The organism is [Clostridium] innocuum (assembly GCA_012317185.1).
Classification (GTDB): Bacteria; Bacillota_I; Bacilli_A; order Erysipelotrichales; family Erysipelotrichaceae; genus Clostridium_AQ; species Clostridium_AQ innocuum.
Genome location: CP048838.1, coordinates 4,536,515 through 4,553,850, shown reverse-complemented (window position 1 = coordinate 4,553,850; position 17,336 = coordinate 4,536,515). Strand labels below are relative to the sequence as shown.

Genomic DNA, 17,336 nt, shown 5'->3' with positions numbered 1-17,336 from the left:
AGGCCGCGAAGCTAAGAGTTCAACGGCCGTTACATGTTATTCTATGCTGCCTTCCTTGTAATCCTTGAAGTCCGGGAAGTCAATGCTGGAAACCTTGTTGATATCCTTTACTGTCAGAGATATCGTACCATTCATTTCCTGCTTGGTCTCACCCTTGGTATTTGTCATCTCCATGGTAATAACAGCTTTCTCCATGAAGTCATTGTTCAATGTGACATCCATATCCAGCTTCTTGAATTCTACATTCGCATCCGTAACATTGTTTTTCTCTGTTTCTTTCTTTGTTTCCTCGTTCAGCTTTTCAACATCGAAGGAAAGCTTCAGGTCGTTTCCCTTTACAGATGCTTCCTTCAAGAATTTCTTCATGTCTTCCTTGTTCATTTTAAAGGTATCCGCATCAAAATTTACATTTGGAATACTTGCAGTACCCATTGCATCCTTCAGACTTGTTTTCTGTTTCATCATATCCAACATGTTCAGATACATGGTATCGTCCTTAACAAACAGCTGCATGTATTTCTCCAGCTTCTGTCCACTTGCTTCCATATCCATGATCATGCTCAACTGCAGAGGCTTCTTTGTTTCTGAAATAAAACCACCATACAGCTTAATCTTTGCATTTTCCTTATCTACAGTCATATCCATATCTGCAGAGTAATTCGCATTTTTTACCTCGCTGAATTTCTTTACCGAGGATTCCAGCTTATCCAGTGCGTCGTCACTTACCTTGGAACCGGAGCAGGCAGCCATGGAAAACAGCATACCAAAACTTAATACCAGTGCGGCTAATTTTTTCATTTGTTTCTCTCCCTTACTATTTTTATTATAGTTTAATAATACCATAAGGTTCTTTCATTTTGTAGTATTTTTCTACAAATTACAAAAAAGCAAGAAATACAAACTAACTGTGTTTCCCTATGAAATAAACACGGATGAATTGCGTCTTCCGGAAATCTGCGATACACTATATAAATATAAGAAGGAGGTGTCTGTATGATACGAATCGGGCAATCAACAGATATACATCAGCTGGTAAAAGGAAGAAAGCTGATTCTGGGAGGCGTGGAAATTGAACATGAGACGGGACTTCTTGGGCATTCCGATGCGGATGCGCTGCTGCATGCAATAGCGGAGAGTATTCTGGGGGCGCTGGCGCTGGGGGATTTGGGAAAGCATTTCCCGGATACCGATGAAAGATATAAGGATATGAATTCTTTGTGGATGCTGAGGCAGGTATATAAGATTATGGAGGAAAAGGGATACGCAATCGGTAATCTGGATGCCATGATCATGATTGAACGACCCAAAATGGCTCCGCATATTCCGGCAATGAGAAAGCATGTCGCAGAGGCACTGTGCTGTGATATGGAACAGGTTAGCATCAAGGCAACACGCGGGGAAAAGCTGGGCTTCGTTGGTCGTGAGGAAGGTGTGCAGGCACAGTGTGTGGTACTGCTGCATAAAAAGGAAGGCATTGCATAACCGCTTTTCCTTCCAATGATAAAACTAAGAATTATTTTTAATTTTATTCTTAAAACTATTGACGGATTCACTTTTCGGGTATATAATAAGAACGGTTCTTAAGATTGGAGGTTGACATGATAAGAAAGTCTTCCAAGCAGCGTGATATGATACTAAACTATATGAAACAGATAGATGGTCATGTCACACCGGAGCAGGTCTTTCAGGAAATGAATGCCGGCGGCCAGAAAATCAGTCTGGCAACGATTTATCGAAATCTGAATATTCTCTGTGAGATGCATGAAGTCAAAAAGATTGCGCATCCTATAGATGGTTATCAGTACGATAAAACTTGTAAACCGCACTATCACCTGCACTGTATTAAGTGCGACCGCATCCTTGATTTGGATATTCCTTATCTTGAGTCATTCAACGAGGAAATGTCAAAACAGACTGGACTTCCAATCAAGACACACAATATGATGGCAGAGGGTATCTGCCAGGATTGCTTGAAAAAGCAGAATGGTATGGATCAGGAACACTGATCAGAAAATGTAAAGTTAAAAACGGAGGAAAAAAACATGGAATTAAAAGGATCTAAGACAGAACAGAACTTAATGGCAGCATTCGCCGGTGAATCTCAGGCACGTAACAAATACACATATTACGCACAGATGGCTCGTGAAGAAGGTATGGAGCAGATCGCTGATATCTTTGAAGAAACTGCACGCAATGAGCAGGAGCACGCAAAGCTGTGGTTCAAGGCTCTGCATGAGGATAAGGTTCCTACAACTGCAGTAAATCTGGAGGATGCAGCTGCTGGTGAAAACTATGAGTGGACTGACATGTACAAGGGATTTGCGGAAACTGCAAAGGAAGAAGGCTTTGCTAAAATCGCATTCCAGATGGAGCAGGTTGCTAAAATCGAAAAACACCACGAAGAACGTTACCTGAAGCTGCTGGAAAACGTGAAGAACGGTAAAGTATTTGAGAAAGATGAAGCTACTGTATGGGTATGTGATATCTGTGGATACCGTCACGAAGGAACTGCAGCACCAAAGGCATGTCCGGTATGCGGATACTCCGGAGCTCACTTCGCTGAAGAAGCTAAAAACTACTAAGAGAAAGTCATTAAGAAAACACGGCATAGATCCGTGTTTTTTTATGCGATATACAGCTTATTTCTAAGCCGTGATTTTATAGCACTATTGGTGTTGGGGCACTGCCTTCTTATGCATAGCGATAAACGCGACTCTTCAGGTTCAGCATCTTCCTTATGATTCTATCGCACCCGAAATCCTGCGTGTAGGCTTGTGATTATTTTATATAGAAGGAAATATAATTGTTTGTTAATCTACCTGTTGATAAGAAATACTGGTTAAAATGAGCAAAAACATTCAAATTCATTTATAGCATATATAAAAATGAATGAAAATGCTTGATTTTGTTTCGCTGCAGCCTTATAATTAGATTGTAAGAAAGGGCACTATGGTGTAAAAGGTGACAAAATGAAACCAACAAAAAAAGCATGTGAAATGACGACAAAGGAGCTTGCACAGTATATTGATTATTCCGTATTAAAACCTGAATTTACAGAGGAGGATATCATTGCTCTTACAAAAGACGGCGTCGAGCTGGGCTGTGCTACAATCTGTATCAATCCAGGATATATGGATCTTTGTGAACCATATGTTAAGGGAAGCGAAACAATGCTGTGTCCGGTATGTGACTTCCCATTTGGGACGAGCTCAACAGAATCTAAAGTGAAGCAGATTGAAATCGTAGCAAAATACGATACTGTAAAAGAAGTGGATATCGTTGCTAATTTCGGTCTGATCCGTTCCGGTAAGTTTGATGAAGTCACGAAGGATCTGAAAGCATGTGCGGATGCTGCTCATAAATATGGCAGAGAAATCAAGGTGATTTTTGAAACAGATGCTCTCAATGAGGAACAGGTGCGTAAAGCATGCAAATGCTGTATCGATGCAGGGGCAGATTTTGTAAAAACCAGCACCGGATTCCTTACAGGCTTTGAGTCACACGGAGCAACACCGGAAATCATTAAGGTTATGATGGAAGAGGTTGACGGTAAATGTAAGGTTAAGGGAAGCGGATGCATCCGTACCAGAGAACATTTCCTGCAGCTGATCGATATGGGAATCGATCGCATGGGTGTTGGATACAAGTCTGTACCGGTAGTTTTAGGTCTGGATAATAAGGTTTCCACAGATAATTACTAATATCGGATAAGAAGCGAAGAATATAGTAAAGAGGCAAATAGGGATGCCTCTTTTTTACTGTGGAAATATTATCAGCAGCACGATACCGGAAAGCTGTGTGGTAACTCTCATACTTTTTGTACATAAAATGTTATATTAGCTGTACTGTGAATGTATGTATGGTTGTAAAGGCTGAAAGATGTCGTACTGCATACCTGAATAATATAAAAGAACATACAATTGTATCTATGCAATTGCTGATCGTTATTTGAATCCTTTAAAACAAAATGGCTGCTTTCAAGAAGAGCTGATAGGTATTCGTATCGATTAAGAGAAATGAATGTTTTTCCTTTGAAAAACAGTAAACTAATCAGATTATGAGATAAACAAGAAACAAAAGCTTGCTAAATATGGAAAATACCAAATAAAATCACAGTTTCGAATATATTATTTTATAATAACAAACATTTTCCTGCTTTGAATAAGCAGAATTGTAACTGCAATGCTGTCAAACGTGCAAGAATGTGCAAATAATAAAAAGGCTGCGTGTCATTTATAAGTATATCGCTATTTATAGTTTTGTAAACGATTACACAAATAAATATAATATCCTTGTAATTACAGCAGGTCTGATTTTCCAAGGGGTAGGGGCCGTGAAATGTGAGAAAGGATGACTTGCTGTTGAGCTGCTTTATGCAGAGAAAAGGAGATGAAGTTATGATTACTTGGGTACAGGCTGCACTGCTGGGTCTAATGAGCTGTACAGCAGCGTCCATCCCTGCCGCACTGGGTACGACGATTGGTAACTATACATTAAATCGTCCGTTGATTGCCTCATTATTTGTCGGGTTGATATTGGGTGATGTAGAGGGCTGTATCAAACTGGCTATTCCTATGCAGATTATCTATATCGCAGTTGTAACACCTGGAGGAACCGTTGCTGCCGATCTTCGTGCAGTATCGTATATCGGTATCCCGCTTGCCTATGCAACAGCGAAATCACAGGGGCTTGATCTTGGCGGTCCGGAAGCACTGGGACTTGCCGGATCCATTGGTGCACTGGTAGGTACGGTCGGCACGGTACAGTTTTATGGAACTGCTATGATGAATCTTGTCTGGCAGCATATCGGATGGGCAAGACTTGATAAAAAGGATTTTAATATCATAACAAAGGTCAATGTGATACTTCCGCTGATTTCGCATATTCTTGTATCCTTTATTCCGGTCATGCTGATTACCTATTATGGTGCTGGAGCTGTTACAGATTTTAAAACGGCGTTACCAATGGATTCCTGGTATATGAAATCGCTGTTTACTATCGGCAGCTTACTGCCTGCGGTAGGGATTGCAATACTGCTGAAATCTGTCGTAAGCAAAGCAACCGATTTGATTTTCTTCCTGTTTGGCTTCACGGTTGCGGCATCCATGCATTTAACACTGATTGCGGCAACTGCAGTCGGTGCTGTATTCGCACTGATCAATTATCAGATGACGATGATTCGTTTGGGAGGTGCAAAGACAAATACAAATGAAGAGGAGGATATCTGATATGAAGAAGCTTTCGAAAAAAGTTTTATCCAAATCCTTCTGGCGCTGGTTTTACGGAAATCTAACATGCTTCTCTCATGAACACATGCAGACCTTCGGTTATATGTGGTCCATGCTGCCAATCGTTCAGGAACTGTATGACTCCAAGGATGAGCAGGCTGAAAAGCTGAAGACCTATTACCCATTCTTCAACACGGAGCCGCAGATTGGTTCCATTGTTGTCGGCATAACTGCTGGTCTGGAAGAAGCACGTGCGAACGGAGCAGAAGAAATTGATGATGAGATGATCAATGGTATTCGCGCCGGTTTGATGGGACCTCTTGCAGGTATTGGTGACTCTTTGATTGTCGGCACCTATATTCCGGTACTGCTGGGTATCGCATTGGGGCTTTCAGAGGGTGGCTCACTGATTGGTCCTCTGTTCTATATTATCGTATGGAATATCACAAGTATTTTATTTCAGAAATGGATTTATGGAAAGGGCTATGAGCTTGGCGGTTCTGCTGTGGAGGTAATTGTCGGCGAACAGGCAACTGCATTGCGTGAATCTGTCATTGTAATGGGTCAGGTAATCGTAGGTGCCATGGCCGGCACCTGGGTTTCAATTACAACGGCTGTACAGCTGACAACTTCTATTCAGAATAAAACAGAGATGGTCATTGAAGGCTCTAAAGTTATCGAAAAGGTTACAGGAACTCAGGAAGTACCTGTACTACTGCAGGAAAAGCTCGATGGTGCATTTCCCGGCGTTCTGACTCTGCTGTTTGTAATGGGCTGCTGGTGGCTGATGGCGAAAAAAGGAATCAGCCCGATCAAGATCATGCTGCTCATGGTTGTGATTGCTGTTGCCGGAGTTCTGGTTGGATTCTTTGATCCGGGTCTGTCATATTAAGAAAGACAGATAAAGAGAGGAATTGTTGCATCCCTGATGGATAAATGTATGTAATTAAATATGATGCAGATTCCTTCTGAAATACAGACATCTCCTTTTCCAAGACAGCGACTGTCATGTTTGTAATCTCCCTTTGGAAGAGCTGTTATCATATAAAAAATCATCGATACTGCTTCGATGATTTTTTAGTTCAGTATGATGGATAGTTCAAAGCCTCCGGGAGATAAACGGTTCAGACTCTTCGATAAAGCTTAAAGCTTTTTAGATAACAATATATAATGAAATGATGTATTCCTGCAATATAAGCCGGATGATGAACTGCTTGTGGAGCATCCATATCGGACTACTCTTTGCTGTTATATGGAAATGGTGCAGTACAGCTGCTATTTGACAGCAATGAAATGATCCGGAAGTGTTTCCATTCCTGTCGTGCGATTGATAAAAACATCTTCAAATTCATCCAGCTGAGCAAACGTACAAAAGCCCTTTACGTGCAGCTTGCTGTCATCGATCAGAAGATAATTATGATTTGATAATTCCATAGCGATACGCTTCAGCTCTCTTGTGGCCATCTCGGCTGTGAAAGCCTTCTTCATGCCCAGATTAACACCGACACAGCCGATAAAGGCACGGTCAAAATTATAGAGACGCAGCATATTTTGAGCTTCATTGCCCTCACTCATTCGATACTTCGTATTGAATTCTCCACCGATGACAATGATTTTAGCCTTTGGATTCTGAACATTCTGTACGATTAGGTGATTGTTTGTCACAATTTTAATCGGTCTGCTGCTTAGAAAGTGAATCATCGGTACAATACTGGTACCACCATCCAGAAAAACACACTCCCCATCCTCTACCAGCGTGCTGGCAGCTTTACAAATCCGCAGCTTCTTATCATAATGAATGGACATGCGTTCCATCATTTTTATTTCCGCTTCATCTGTCAGAATGCGTTCCCGTTCTTTTTTTACAGCGCCTCCGTAAATTCTGTCAACCTTATTTTCATCATCCAGCTCAAGAAGGTCTCGGCGTATGGAGGATTCCGATACATGCAGCTCTTTGGCAATCTGTTTTACCTGTATCGTCTGTTCCGATTCCAGTTTTTTTAGAATATACAGCTTTCTTTCAGCTGACAGCATGTCTGTTCAACTCCTATCTTTATGGTTTATCAGAGGTATTTATCCTTATGTATGTGTGTCTGGTGCGTTATGCAAACTGTAGTCAGCATATTCGTTCATAGCTTTATTATACGAGAATATGAAGAGCATTACAAGCACTATTGCACGAATATTATCGAAAATGTACGATTTATTATGGATATAGATGTTAAAACGAGCATAAACAAGCAAATAAGCGGAAGGAATGTAAATGAAAAAGTCATCCTTTTTCCGGAAGGCAGCCTATCAGTAGAGCTGTTCAGCCGGTAAGGATGAGTATATGTAGGAGCTGTTAATCTGTCAGAGTAAGCAACAGCTGTCTAAATTCCTGAAAGCTTATACATTCCTTGATCTGATCGGGTACATGCTTCTGAGAGAACAGCAGAATCAGGGCTTCATACAGCTTTCTGAATAAATGTGACTCCTGTTCGTGTATGGCGATCAACAGGACAACATGAACAATCTGCTTGTCCCAAGTGATACCCTGCTTCGACAGGGCGAGAGCTATGCCGGTCCTTCTGGCGTCCATTTTCATGGAATGAGGAACAGCGATACATCCAAAGGCTGTGGAAGCGGCCTCCTCCCGCTTGATTACATCTTCATAAAAGGATGGAGAGGTATAGCCCTGTGCATAGAGCTTATCGTGGAGGATACGGATTATCTGTTCTTTTTTCAAACCGGCATCTGTATGCAGATAGAAAAGCGATTCATGAAAAAAGTCAGAAAAGCTCTCAGAGAGGATATGCAGCTTTTTCTGATCTATAACCTCCTGTATTTTTTCGAATATCAGCTTAAGATCCATTGCTTTTTTCAATGGAGGAATCATCAGCATATGCGGATACTCTTTTTGTACGGGAATTGTGGTAAACAACAGGTCGATTGCTGTATCCGGCAGCTGTGCTTCATAGGAGCATGCAGCACTGATACAGATTTCAGAATCAAAATGAATGAGAAGATAATTATAGATTTCCTGCCTGCTATTTTGATAATCCGGACACAGCAGTACACATTTCAGCTTTCCGCTGTCGCTGCTTTGCCGTTCGATATCGGCACCGATGTGCATAGCAAGATAAGCGATTTCATCTGCAGTGATGTGGAGATTACAGGAAGCCTCCAGATAATTTGCGACATAGATTGCGCAGTCGAACAGCATTGGGCAGGAGGCCTGAATGCTTTCCAGCAGCGGGTTGCGCAATGAGGTGTTTCTCTTACAGCGGGCAAATAAATTCTTGAAATGCAGAGCAAGCGGATACAGCAGCGTATCCTTATCGAGCTGTAAACCATACTGCCGGTTGACAGAGGATATAACGGTCTGTGTGATTTCATAGATATCCTGTCCGACAACGGTAATCAGCTCCTGTCGGCTTTCCGCATGGCAGAGGTTGATGCTGGTGGTGACAAGGTTGTGAATATCACAGCGTTCTGGATCCAGTAAGGCAACATGAAAGCTTTTTTCTAATTCGTCTATCACAGACACCGTAATTTCTGAAAGCTCAGGCTGCTCCTTTTGTGAATGCTCAATCGTATTGCCGCTTTGCATACGGTCAAGCAGTATAGCAAGATGCAGTGTCAGATTTGTATATCCGAAGTCATTGATATAGCAGCTGTGCTTCTTGAATGTCTCATGCAGGATATCATGAATCTGCTGCACATTCAAATCCGGGAATATATCCTTCAATGTCTGTAAATCCACAAAGCGTTCACTAGATTCCTGATAAATAATGTCTGTCAGAAATTTTCGTTTATGTCTTTCCTCCCCGTCCGCATATATCATATCATTACGGCATCGAAAGGTGATTCCGGTATCCTGATACTCTTTGTTCATGCGATTCAGCAACCCTTTTATGGATGAATAGCTCAAATACAGTTCATCGCAAAGATCATACAAATCGATTTCCTGCACGTGGTCAATGAAAAACTGCCGGATGATATAAGAGCTGCGCTCCTGGTATGTCTGCGGAATATCACTTTCTGCTTTCACATGCGTATCTGTATCAATACGGTATCCTCTGGGACCTGCCGCAATCAGATCTGGAAATTCCTCCTGTATGGCGGCAACGTAGTTTTTTACCGATCGCGGAGTAACATTAAGCAGTCTGGCAAGCTGTGTGGAAGAAATCGGCTGTTTCTGCTGTCTTATTATATGGACAAGCTCCTCATGTTTCTTTTTCATACGCATACCTCTCTCTTTACTGTTATTATAATGCAAGAAGTAAACAAAGCAAAACGAATCTTTTTCACTACAGGGATGAAAATATAAAAACTTTCACCCCTGCAAGGAAAGATTACAAGTTGAGCATTTTCTTTATACCGGAGATAATATAGGCGTGGAACAGTTCCAGTACCAACAGGAGGTAGAAAAGATGGAAAAACTGAATATATTATTATGCTGCGGAGCAGGGATGTCCAGCGGCTTTCTGGCACAGCAGATGCGCGGTGCAGCAAAAAAACAGGGGATCATGGCCAAGGTGGAAGCAAAGAGTCAGAACAATATAGCGGATGATCTTCCGAAGATGGATATTTTGCTCATCGGGCCGCATTTATCCTATGCGTTTGATGAATTAAAGGCGATGTGTGATCCGTATGCAGTCCCGGTTCTGATGATACCGAAGGATATGTATGCAGGACTGGATGGAAAAGGACTGCTTGCTCTATGTATGGAAACGTTAAAGGAAAAGGGATAGAGCTATGAATACATTTATTAACTGGCTGGGCTCCAGCTTTGCACCAAAGGTCGCCAAGGCCATGGATAAAAAAATAATACGTACACTTTCCGGAGCATTGATGGCCAATGTGCCGATTCTGTTGCTGGGGAGTATCATCTCCATATATAATCTGCTTGCGGGTTATGTCTCCTTTCTTCCGGATCTTTCTCCGGTCTATAATTTCAGCTTTGGCATTATGTCGCTGACACTTGTTTTTCTGGTTGGCTATCACGGCGCAAAGGAATATGGGTTTAAGGAATATGGTGTGTCAACCGGCTTAATCGCTTTAATGATGTTCTTTATGGTGATTAAACCGTCTATTGCGGACTTTCAGTTTCAGGTAGCGTTTGGAAGATTCGGAGGCTCCGGTATGATTTCTGCATTCTTTGCGGGTATTGTGACCATTGTGATCAGTAATCTGTATTTCAAGCTGCATCTGTTTGAGGATTCCGTATCTCTTCCGGATTTTTTGATTCGCTGGCTGAATCAGGTCATTCCCGGAATTATTGTGCTTGTGCTTACTACCATCCTTATTTACTGGTGCAATATTGACCTATTTGAGCTCATTACCAAGCTGTTCTCACCACTGATCAGTATCGGTCAGACCTATCCGGGCTTTATGCTCTGTATCTTTATACCGGTATTCTTCTATTCCTTCGGGATCAACAGCTGGTTTATGAATCCAATCACCAGTCCCATCGGTCTTGCAGGAATCACCGCAAATGCAGCTGCATTTGAACAGGGGCTGCAGCCGACAAATATCTATACATCAAATGTAACCTTTTCGGTAATCTTTATCGGAGGTATGGGAATGACACTGGCTTTGAATATCATGATGCTCAAATCCCGCAGTAAGAGAATCAGGAAGTTCGGACAGATTGCCATGATACCGTCGCTGTTCAATATCAATGAGCCTCTGGTATATGGAGCACCGATTGCCTTGAATCCGATTTTAATGATACCGATGTGGATCAATGCACTGGTTCTGCCAACGATTGCATGGTTTGCGTTCTCCAGCGGTCTTGTCACGATTCCGCATGCTGTCATGAATGTGAACCAGCTGCCGATGCCGATTTGTTCCTTTCTGGCAACACATGGTGATTTCCGTGCCGTGATTCTGGTTGTAGGCATGTTCCTGCTGTCATGGCTGATCTGGTGGCCGTTCTTTAAGGCACATGAGAATAAAATGGTGAAGGAAGAAATGGAGATGGAAGCAAATGACTGATGAAAACAATGAGCTGATACTGAGTGCAATGGGGATTCTGACGCATGCCGGAGATGCCCGTCTGCATACCAAAGAGGCATTAAAATATGTACAAGCATTGCAGTTTGAGAAGGCGGATGCCTGCCTGAAGGAAGCCAAAAAAGAGATAACACAGGCTCATGCGGCACAGACAGAAATTATTCAGGCCGAAGCACGGGGTGTGCAGTATCAATACTGCATGCTGTTCAATCATGCACAGGACACACTGATGACAATCAACAGTGAAATTGAATTGTGCAGTTCTCTAATCGATACCTTTCGCAGCTTTGCGGCTATGTTTGTAAAAAAGGAGGAAAGCTGATGAGTGTGTTTCCTGAAGATTTTCTATGGGGTGGCGCAAGTGCTGCTGTTCAGATGGAGGGAGCCTATCTGGAGGATGGAAAAGGGTTGAATGTTGCGGATATCCAGATTTGTTATAAAAAAGCTGCAGGCGGCGGCAATACCAATTATACCAGAGAGCTTTTGAAGCAGCGTATTGCAGATGTGCAGGCAGAAAAGCAGCAGCAATATTATCCAAAGCATAAGGCGGTGGATTTCTATCACCGATATAAAGAATACATAGGATGGATGAAGGAGTGTGGATTTAAGGCATTTCGAATGAGTATCAGCTGGGCACGGATTTTTCCGAATGCGGATGATGAATATCCCAATGAAGCGGGACTTCGGTTTTATGATGAGGTGTTTGATGAATTGCACAGACAGGGCATCGAGCCGATCGTCACACTGACACATTACATATGCCGTTAAAGGTGGTAACACATTATCAGGGATGGTATGGCAGAAAGACGATTGATCTGTATGAGCGTTTCGCACAAACCTGTTTGAAAAGATACAAGGACAAGGTTACATATTGGATCGTAATCAATCAGATTAACCTGATTTTTGGGGAGTCCTTCAGCTCATTGGGAATGGTTATGGATGAGTATGAGGATTTCACTGCCGCAAAATATCAGGCGGTGCATCATGAGTTTGTGGCAAGTGCGGGGATCGTCAAGGCTGCAAGAGAACTTGATCCTGCGTTAAAAGTCGGTATGATGCTGGCAGATCAGCTGACGTATGCAAAGACCTGTGATCCGCAGAATGTAAAGATAGCGATTGAGAAAAACCGGATGAAGGATTTCTTCTTTGCGGATGTACAGCTGCGTGGAGAATACCCGGGATATGCGAAAACGTGGTTTAAGAAGCATGGTATCACGATTCAGATGGAGGATGGTGACGAGGAGCTGATCCGTTCGTATACCATGGATTTCCTGGCAGTCGCATATTATTATAGTCACTGTGTTGATGAAAATGGAAATCGTTGCGCCAATCCGTACACAAAGGCGACGGAGTGGGGCTGGACGATCGATCCGGTTGGATTGTACAATACGATGGCACAGTATTGGGATCGTTACGGCGTACCAATGATGATTGCAGAGAACGGTGTGGGGGTGGAAGAGGCATTGGGAAGTGATGGCTGTATACATGACGAATACCGGATTGATTATCAGAAACGCCATATTCAGGAGTTAAAGGATGTAATGGAAGAGGGTACGGATATCTTCGCATATACCATGTGGTCACCATTTGATATCGTCAGCGGAAACAGCTGTGAAATGGAAAAGCGGTATGGGCTTATTTATGTGGATATCGATAACGAGGGGAATGGCACTGGTAAATGTATCCCAAAGGATTCCTTTTACTGGTACGCAAATATGATAGAATCAAATGGAGAGAATCTATAGGAGATATGAAATTTCCGCCTAATCAGATCCAGATCAGGGAAATTAAAGAAGTCAGACGTATGCCTGATTCATAAAAACAATCACATAGAATCATAGATATGCTATGTATATACTTGTGATATAGAATATGGTACGCATGCTCAAAACAAATAGAGTTTATAATTTTATAGGAAATTCTGTGATGATTTATTCATGAAAATACAGGGAAAGAACAATCATTTAGTTATGGTTGTTTTTTCTTATAGATAGGATTTCGAACGTGCCAAAGATACTGGGAGGTAAAAACTGATTTATCCGCATATCGATTTGCCACTGACTGAAATCGGGGATTTACGCAGTAGGCAGCATAATATCCGGTATTCAAAAGGCTGGCGGATATATGTGAGAAAAACCATAATGTATGGTGCGAAGAGGCAGAGAAATATCTGCTTGATTATGATCAGGTCTGAAAAGGAAAACGTGAACCTCATTCTGTGGAAATAAAATTCCGGAATGGGGTTTTTATAATGCTTAAACGTGCAGGTTCTTACCCATGCTTTACAGTAGTATCCAAAGGATTCACAGCGGCGTATGCACAGGATAGAGATGATAGGGCTTAACTATTTCTTGAAAAGAATCCATATGCAAAGGGCATGTATGTATCCATTTATTGTCTTTTTGCGCAAGCTCAAAAAATCAGGGGAATGGATTTTTCTCAGAGTGTCATTTCATCCTTTAAATCACCGGTATCTTGTGGATAGTCTTGTAAGATAAGCGCCGAAAGCCTGATAACCTTATTGCACAAACACTGAAAAACAGTATCCTGATCATGATTAGCAAATGGGAATAACAGATGATTCTTGCATATATAAAAAGCATAAAATCACCTGCTCTTGGTAATCTTATGCTGATTGATAAAGCGAACGCGATACTGATAAATGGTATGCTTAGCATTCTGCCATTGTTTTTTTCATATCACAGCGCCTTTTTTTCGCAAGCCGCATTAATTTCTTTTCAAGCTTTCATAATGCTGCAGAATGGCATGATATATTTCATGTGTTTTTGGAAAGCCGGTAATGCGTTCTATAACGTTAGGAAGTCCTTCTTTCTGTATGGTTTCCTGTAATAGCAGTGCCTGTGGATCATCTGGATTATCATATAAAAAGCCATAAGCTATCGCCTTTGCTATATGATTATATGAAAGACTATTCTCGTAACACATGAGAGCACTTCCTGAAAGCCGATCACCTTTCGACAGCTTGCGAATTGGATCATAGGCAACCCTGTAAATATAATCTACCATATCACCCTCTGCCTGAGGGAATACGCTTAAATTATCGAGTTGCTCCTCTGTGAGCGGATATTTCGCCAGAATACCTGCCTTTATTTCTTTCTCAACGGCTGAAATGAATGCTGAGCCGTTGGCGTCACTGCTGATTTGATTGATTGTTTCATAACCGGAATAATACCCCATGAATGCTCCAGCAGCATGCGGACCGTTCACGATGAAAACCTTGACATCCTTCAGAAGCTCTAGCTGATCAGTAATCTCCATCCATTCTATATCTGAAATATCAACGTTCAGCGGACCCTGAATTAATAGCGATAATACGGCAGTTGTACGTATGTTTAAAGACTGATTGCTTTCAGCGTCCGTACTTCTTCTGATGATGGAATCACGTAGTACAACATGATTGTTGAACCAGATGTGATCTGTATCCGTAAGCATGTGAGAAAATTGTTCATGTATACCCTGCATCATATGATTTTTATTGGTTAAAAAGATGATGGAGAGATTCTGATGCGGATTTTTTTCCTTCCTAACTTTCAGACCGTCCATGAGTGTGATAACCGCCTCCGAGATTTTTTCAGGATATATGACAAACATGATTAAATCAGCCTGAATTATTTTATCTGTAATTGCTTCCTGCCCCCATGTGTATGCTTCAAAATTGGATATACTATGTTCCTCTATTCGATCAAAGCGATGTACGGTAACATGATAGGAACCGGCTTCTCTCAGGTTACTGATTACAACAGGATCAGTGTCAATAAATGTCATATTCCATGCAGGTGAGTTTGCGATTGTTTCTCCGATAAAGCCTTTGCCGAGACGTCCTGCACCGATAATAATTGCTTCTTTCATATTATTTATCTGCCAGCTCAGTTTGAGCGACCGGTTTTTTTAGAAGATTCACTAAAATAGCAGTAACCAGTGTGCCAACGATAATTGCGATAACAAACCATATTTTTTCATCAATGATAGGCAGTACAATCGGTCCTCCATGCGGCGCATAATCCTTTACACCGGCTACTGCTGCAATTGCACCTCCAACAGCACCACCTGCCATAATTGACGGAATGACCTTTGCGGGGTCAGCGACAGCTAGTGGTATAGCACCTTCGGAGATTCCTATCAGACCCATGAATAGAGATGCCTTGCCTGCATCACGCTCCTCCTGGGTATATTTGTTTTTTGCCAGCAATGTCGCAAGCCCCATACCCAGTGGTGCAGTACAGATTGGAACGGCGCAGATGCCGAAGAATTCGTAGTGCCCCTCTGCCATCATCCCAATAGAGAATAAGCAGGCAGTTTTATTAACCGGACCTCCCATATCAACAGTAACCATCATCCCCATGATGATACCCAGAACAATTTTACTTCCGCTTGATAAGCTGGTCAGAAAGCTTTCGACTCCACCCATCGCCATGCCGATTGGATTGGCAAGAATGTACATATAGAAAATACAAACAATAAAGGATGTAACAACAGGAATGATCAGTATTGGCACAACGCTCTTAATCAACTCAGGATAGTGTATCTTCTTCATATATTTAACCAGATACCCTGTCATAAAGCCCAATACCAACGCTCCGAGAAACCCTGTTTTTACAGCATTTCCCCCAATCATAATTTCTGTATTTGCGATATAGCCGGCAACTAATCCGGGAGCCAAAGCGGGTTTCCCTGCTATGGCATAAGCGATATACCCAGCCAGTACAGGAATCATCAGGAACAAACCGGCCCCACCGATTTCCTGTACATGAAGAAGGAATTCATTTTTAATAACCATCCCTTCTCCAGCTACCGCAGTGCCCCCAAATGCGATGGAACCTGCATAGAAGATACCGCCAATCACGGTCATCGGTATCATGTAAGACATACCAGTCATTAAATGGTTTTTAATTTTCTTGAAATCAATACTCATAACTGTCTCCATTCTCTCGTTATACACGAGTGCAAATTTTTATGTAAGTTTTTTATAACGTTTGAATCTTGTCATCTGTAGCATTAGCGCTTTCATGACAATGGGTATGATGAATGAAAAAGTATTTTCTTCTTGACTTGAAATGAAGCCGCTCCAATACATCATGTAAAGATTCACATTATGATTTAACTATTATCATTTTTACTATCAACTAATCTTTCGTTTATGTTTTCATCGCTTTAGTCTTTTTAATTTCTGAAGCGTCTTTTTAAAGTAATTGAGCCCTCTTTCTTCCAGCAGTGCGCTTTCATACTACATCTTTCAGAATTGAAGCTTATGGAATCATCTCAGTAATCAGTAGTTTACTGTCTCTTTCAGGTTTATGAGCTATAGAGCTTCCATTTCGAACGGTGTTTTCTTAAACCGCTTTTTCGAGCTTTACGATTGCTGCTTCCGGATTCTTAATAGCATCTGCCACATCAATTTCAACAACGCATTTACCGTCAAAGCGCTCCAATCCTTCCACTGCACAACCAACTGCAATCAAAACTATATCAGCCGTTTTAAGATCCTCTTCGGTAATCTCATTTTCTGCTCCCATTGCCCCTTGTGTTTCTAGTTTGATTTGATGACCGCGCTTTCTTCCTGCCTCTTCCAATGCTTCCTGCGCCATGTATGTATGGGCGATACCTGTCGGACATGCTGTGATACCTACGATATTCATTTATATTCTCCTCTCTATTGTTCGAGTCTGCTTAGACATTCGAATAATTGTATTTCATTTCCTGCATTAACAACGCTATTGCGAAATTCATCATGCATAAGGTTTCTACTAAGCCAGGCAAGAATCTGCAGATGTTCTCTGGTTCTTTTATGTTCTGGGACACCAATCATGAAAATCATGCGGATGCTTTCCTCTCCCCATAAAATCGGTTTCTTCACTGTAGATACAGCCACAAAGGATTCTGTAACATCATCACTTGACCCATGCGGTATTGCAACTTCATAACCGACTGCTGTGGAAAATTCCTCTTCTCTCTGTAATACGGATTTTCTATATGCTTCACCTCCATTCAGTTTGCCGGCTGCTGCGGCTTCATGAATTAGAAAATTGATAGCGTCTGCTTTGTCTTTAAACGTTTTATTTACAAACGTCAGTTGTTTATCGAACATGC

At 41.8% G+C, this 17,336-nt stretch carries 16 protein-coding genes and 1 pseudogene; 10 read left to right on the top strand and 7 right to left on the bottom strand.

The window, feature by feature from the left end; translation table 11 throughout:
- Positions 1 to 36: 36 nt before the first annotated feature.
- Entirely contained in the window at positions 37 to 798 is a 762-nt protein-coding gene (locus G4D54_22260; protein QJA04965.1) for a Fe3+-citrate ABC transporter substrate-binding protein, read from the bottom strand.
- 195 nt (positions 799 to 993) lie between these two features.
- Between G4D54_22260 and G4D54_22255 the strand changes: the two genes are divergently transcribed.
- The 6 genes from G4D54_22255 to G4D54_22230 all read left to right on the top strand — a co-directional run bounded on the left by G4D54_22255 (position 994) and on the right by G4D54_22230 (position 6,120).
- Positions 994 to 1,482 (top strand): 2-C-methyl-D-erythritol 2,4-cyclodiphosphate synthase, encoded by a 489-nt coding sequence (locus G4D54_22255; protein ID QJA04964.1) that lies wholly within the window; start codon positions 994 to 996, stop codon positions 1,480 to 1,482.
- 116 nt (positions 1,483 to 1,598) lie between these two features.
- Positions 1,599 to 2,006, top strand: coding sequence for a transcriptional repressor (locus tag G4D54_22250; GenBank protein ID QJA04963.1), 408 nt, complete (start codon positions 1,599 to 1,601; stop codon positions 2,004 to 2,006).
- Between the two features lie 36 nt (positions 2,007 to 2,042).
- On the top strand, positions 2,043 to 2,582 hold the full coding sequence (locus tag G4D54_22245) for a rubrerythrin family protein (protein ID QJA04962.1): 540 nt from the start codon (positions 2,043 to 2,045) through the stop codon (positions 2,580 to 2,582).
- Between the two features lie 387 nt (positions 2,583 to 2,969).
- Complete coding sequence (gene deoC / locus G4D54_22240; protein ID QJA04961.1) at positions 2,970 to 3,701, top strand: deoxyribose-phosphate aldolase; 732 nt, start codon at positions 2,970 to 2,972, stop codon at positions 3,699 to 3,701.
- 696 nt (positions 3,702 to 4,397) lie between these two features.
- Entirely contained in the window at positions 4,398 to 5,228 is an 831-nt protein-coding gene (locus G4D54_22235) for a PTS sugar transporter subunit IIC (GenBank protein ID QJA04960.1), read from the top strand.
- A gap of 1 nt (position 5,229) precedes the next feature.
- Entirely contained in the window at positions 5,230 to 6,120 is an 891-nt protein-coding gene (locus tag G4D54_22230; GenBank protein QJA04959.1) for a PTS system mannose/fructose/sorbose family transporter subunit IID, read from the top strand.
- A 383-nt stretch (positions 6,121 to 6,503) separates the two neighbouring features.
- On the opposite strand, the gene G4D54_22225 is transcribed toward G4D54_22230, so the two are convergent.
- Positions 6,504 to 7,262, bottom strand: coding sequence for a DeoR/GlpR transcriptional regulator (locus G4D54_22225; protein QJA04958.1), 759 nt, complete (start codon positions 7,260 to 7,262; stop codon positions 6,504 to 6,506).
- Between the two features lie 310 nt (positions 7,263 to 7,572).
- Positions 7,573 to 9,453 (bottom strand): BglG family transcription antiterminator, encoded by a 1,881-nt coding sequence (locus G4D54_22220; protein QJA04957.1) that lies wholly within the window; start codon positions 9,451 to 9,453, stop codon positions 7,573 to 7,575.
- 190 nt (positions 9,454 to 9,643) lie between these two features.
- Between G4D54_22220 and G4D54_22215 the strand changes: the two genes are divergently transcribed.
- From G4D54_22215 to G4D54_22200, 4 genes and pseudogenes are all read left to right on the top strand, one after another.
- Positions 9,644 to 9,964, top strand: a complete 321-nt coding sequence (locus G4D54_22215) for a PTS sugar transporter subunit IIB (protein ID QJA04956.1) — start codon at positions 9,644 to 9,646, stop codon at positions 9,962 to 9,964.
- Positions 9,965 to 9,968: 4 nt separating this feature from the next.
- Positions 9,969 to 11,210 carry a PTS sugar transporter subunit IIC gene (locus G4D54_22210; protein QJA04955.1) on the top strand — a complete coding sequence of 414 codons (1,242 nt, stop codon included), beginning with the start codon at positions 9,969 to 9,971 and terminating at the stop codon, positions 11,208 to 11,210.
- A complete protein-coding gene (locus G4D54_22205) occupies positions 11,203 to 11,550 on the top strand; it encodes a PTS lactose/cellobiose transporter subunit IIA (GenBank protein ID QJA04954.1) in 348 nt (115 codons plus the stop codon). Before G4D54_22210 ends, G4D54_22205 begins: the two co-directional genes overlap by 8 nt.
- Positions 11,550 to 12,973: pseudogene (locus G4D54_22200) on the top strand (glycoside hydrolase family 1 protein). Before G4D54_22205 ends, G4D54_22200 begins: the two are co-directional and overlap by 1 nt.
- A 982-nt stretch (positions 12,974 to 13,955) precedes the next feature.
- Here the strand turns inward: G4D54_22200 and G4D54_22195 are convergent.
- From G4D54_22195 to G4D54_22180, 4 genes are all read right to left on the bottom strand, one after another.
- Complete coding sequence (locus tag G4D54_22195; protein ID QJA04953.1) at positions 13,956 to 15,098, bottom strand: mannitol dehydrogenase; 1,143 nt, start codon at positions 15,096 to 15,098, stop codon at positions 13,956 to 13,958.
- A 1-nt stretch (position 15,099) separates the two neighbouring features.
- A complete protein-coding gene (locus G4D54_22190) occupies positions 15,100 to 16,161 on the bottom strand; it encodes a PTS fructose transporter subunit IIC (GenBank protein ID QJA04952.1) in 1,062 nt (353 codons plus the stop codon).
- Positions 16,162 to 16,579: 418 nt separating this feature from the next.
- Positions 16,580 to 16,885 carry a PTS fructose transporter subunit IIB gene (locus tag G4D54_22185; GenBank protein ID QJA04951.1) on the bottom strand — a complete coding sequence of 102 codons (306 nt, stop codon included), beginning with the start codon at positions 16,883 to 16,885 and terminating at the stop codon, positions 16,580 to 16,582.
- Between the two features lie 14 nt (positions 16,886 to 16,899).
- Positions 16,900 to 17,334 (bottom strand): PTS sugar transporter subunit IIA, encoded by a 435-nt coding sequence (locus G4D54_22180; protein ID QJA04950.1) that lies wholly within the window; start codon positions 17,332 to 17,334, stop codon positions 16,900 to 16,902.
- Positions 17,335 to 17,336: the final 2 nt, after the last annotated feature.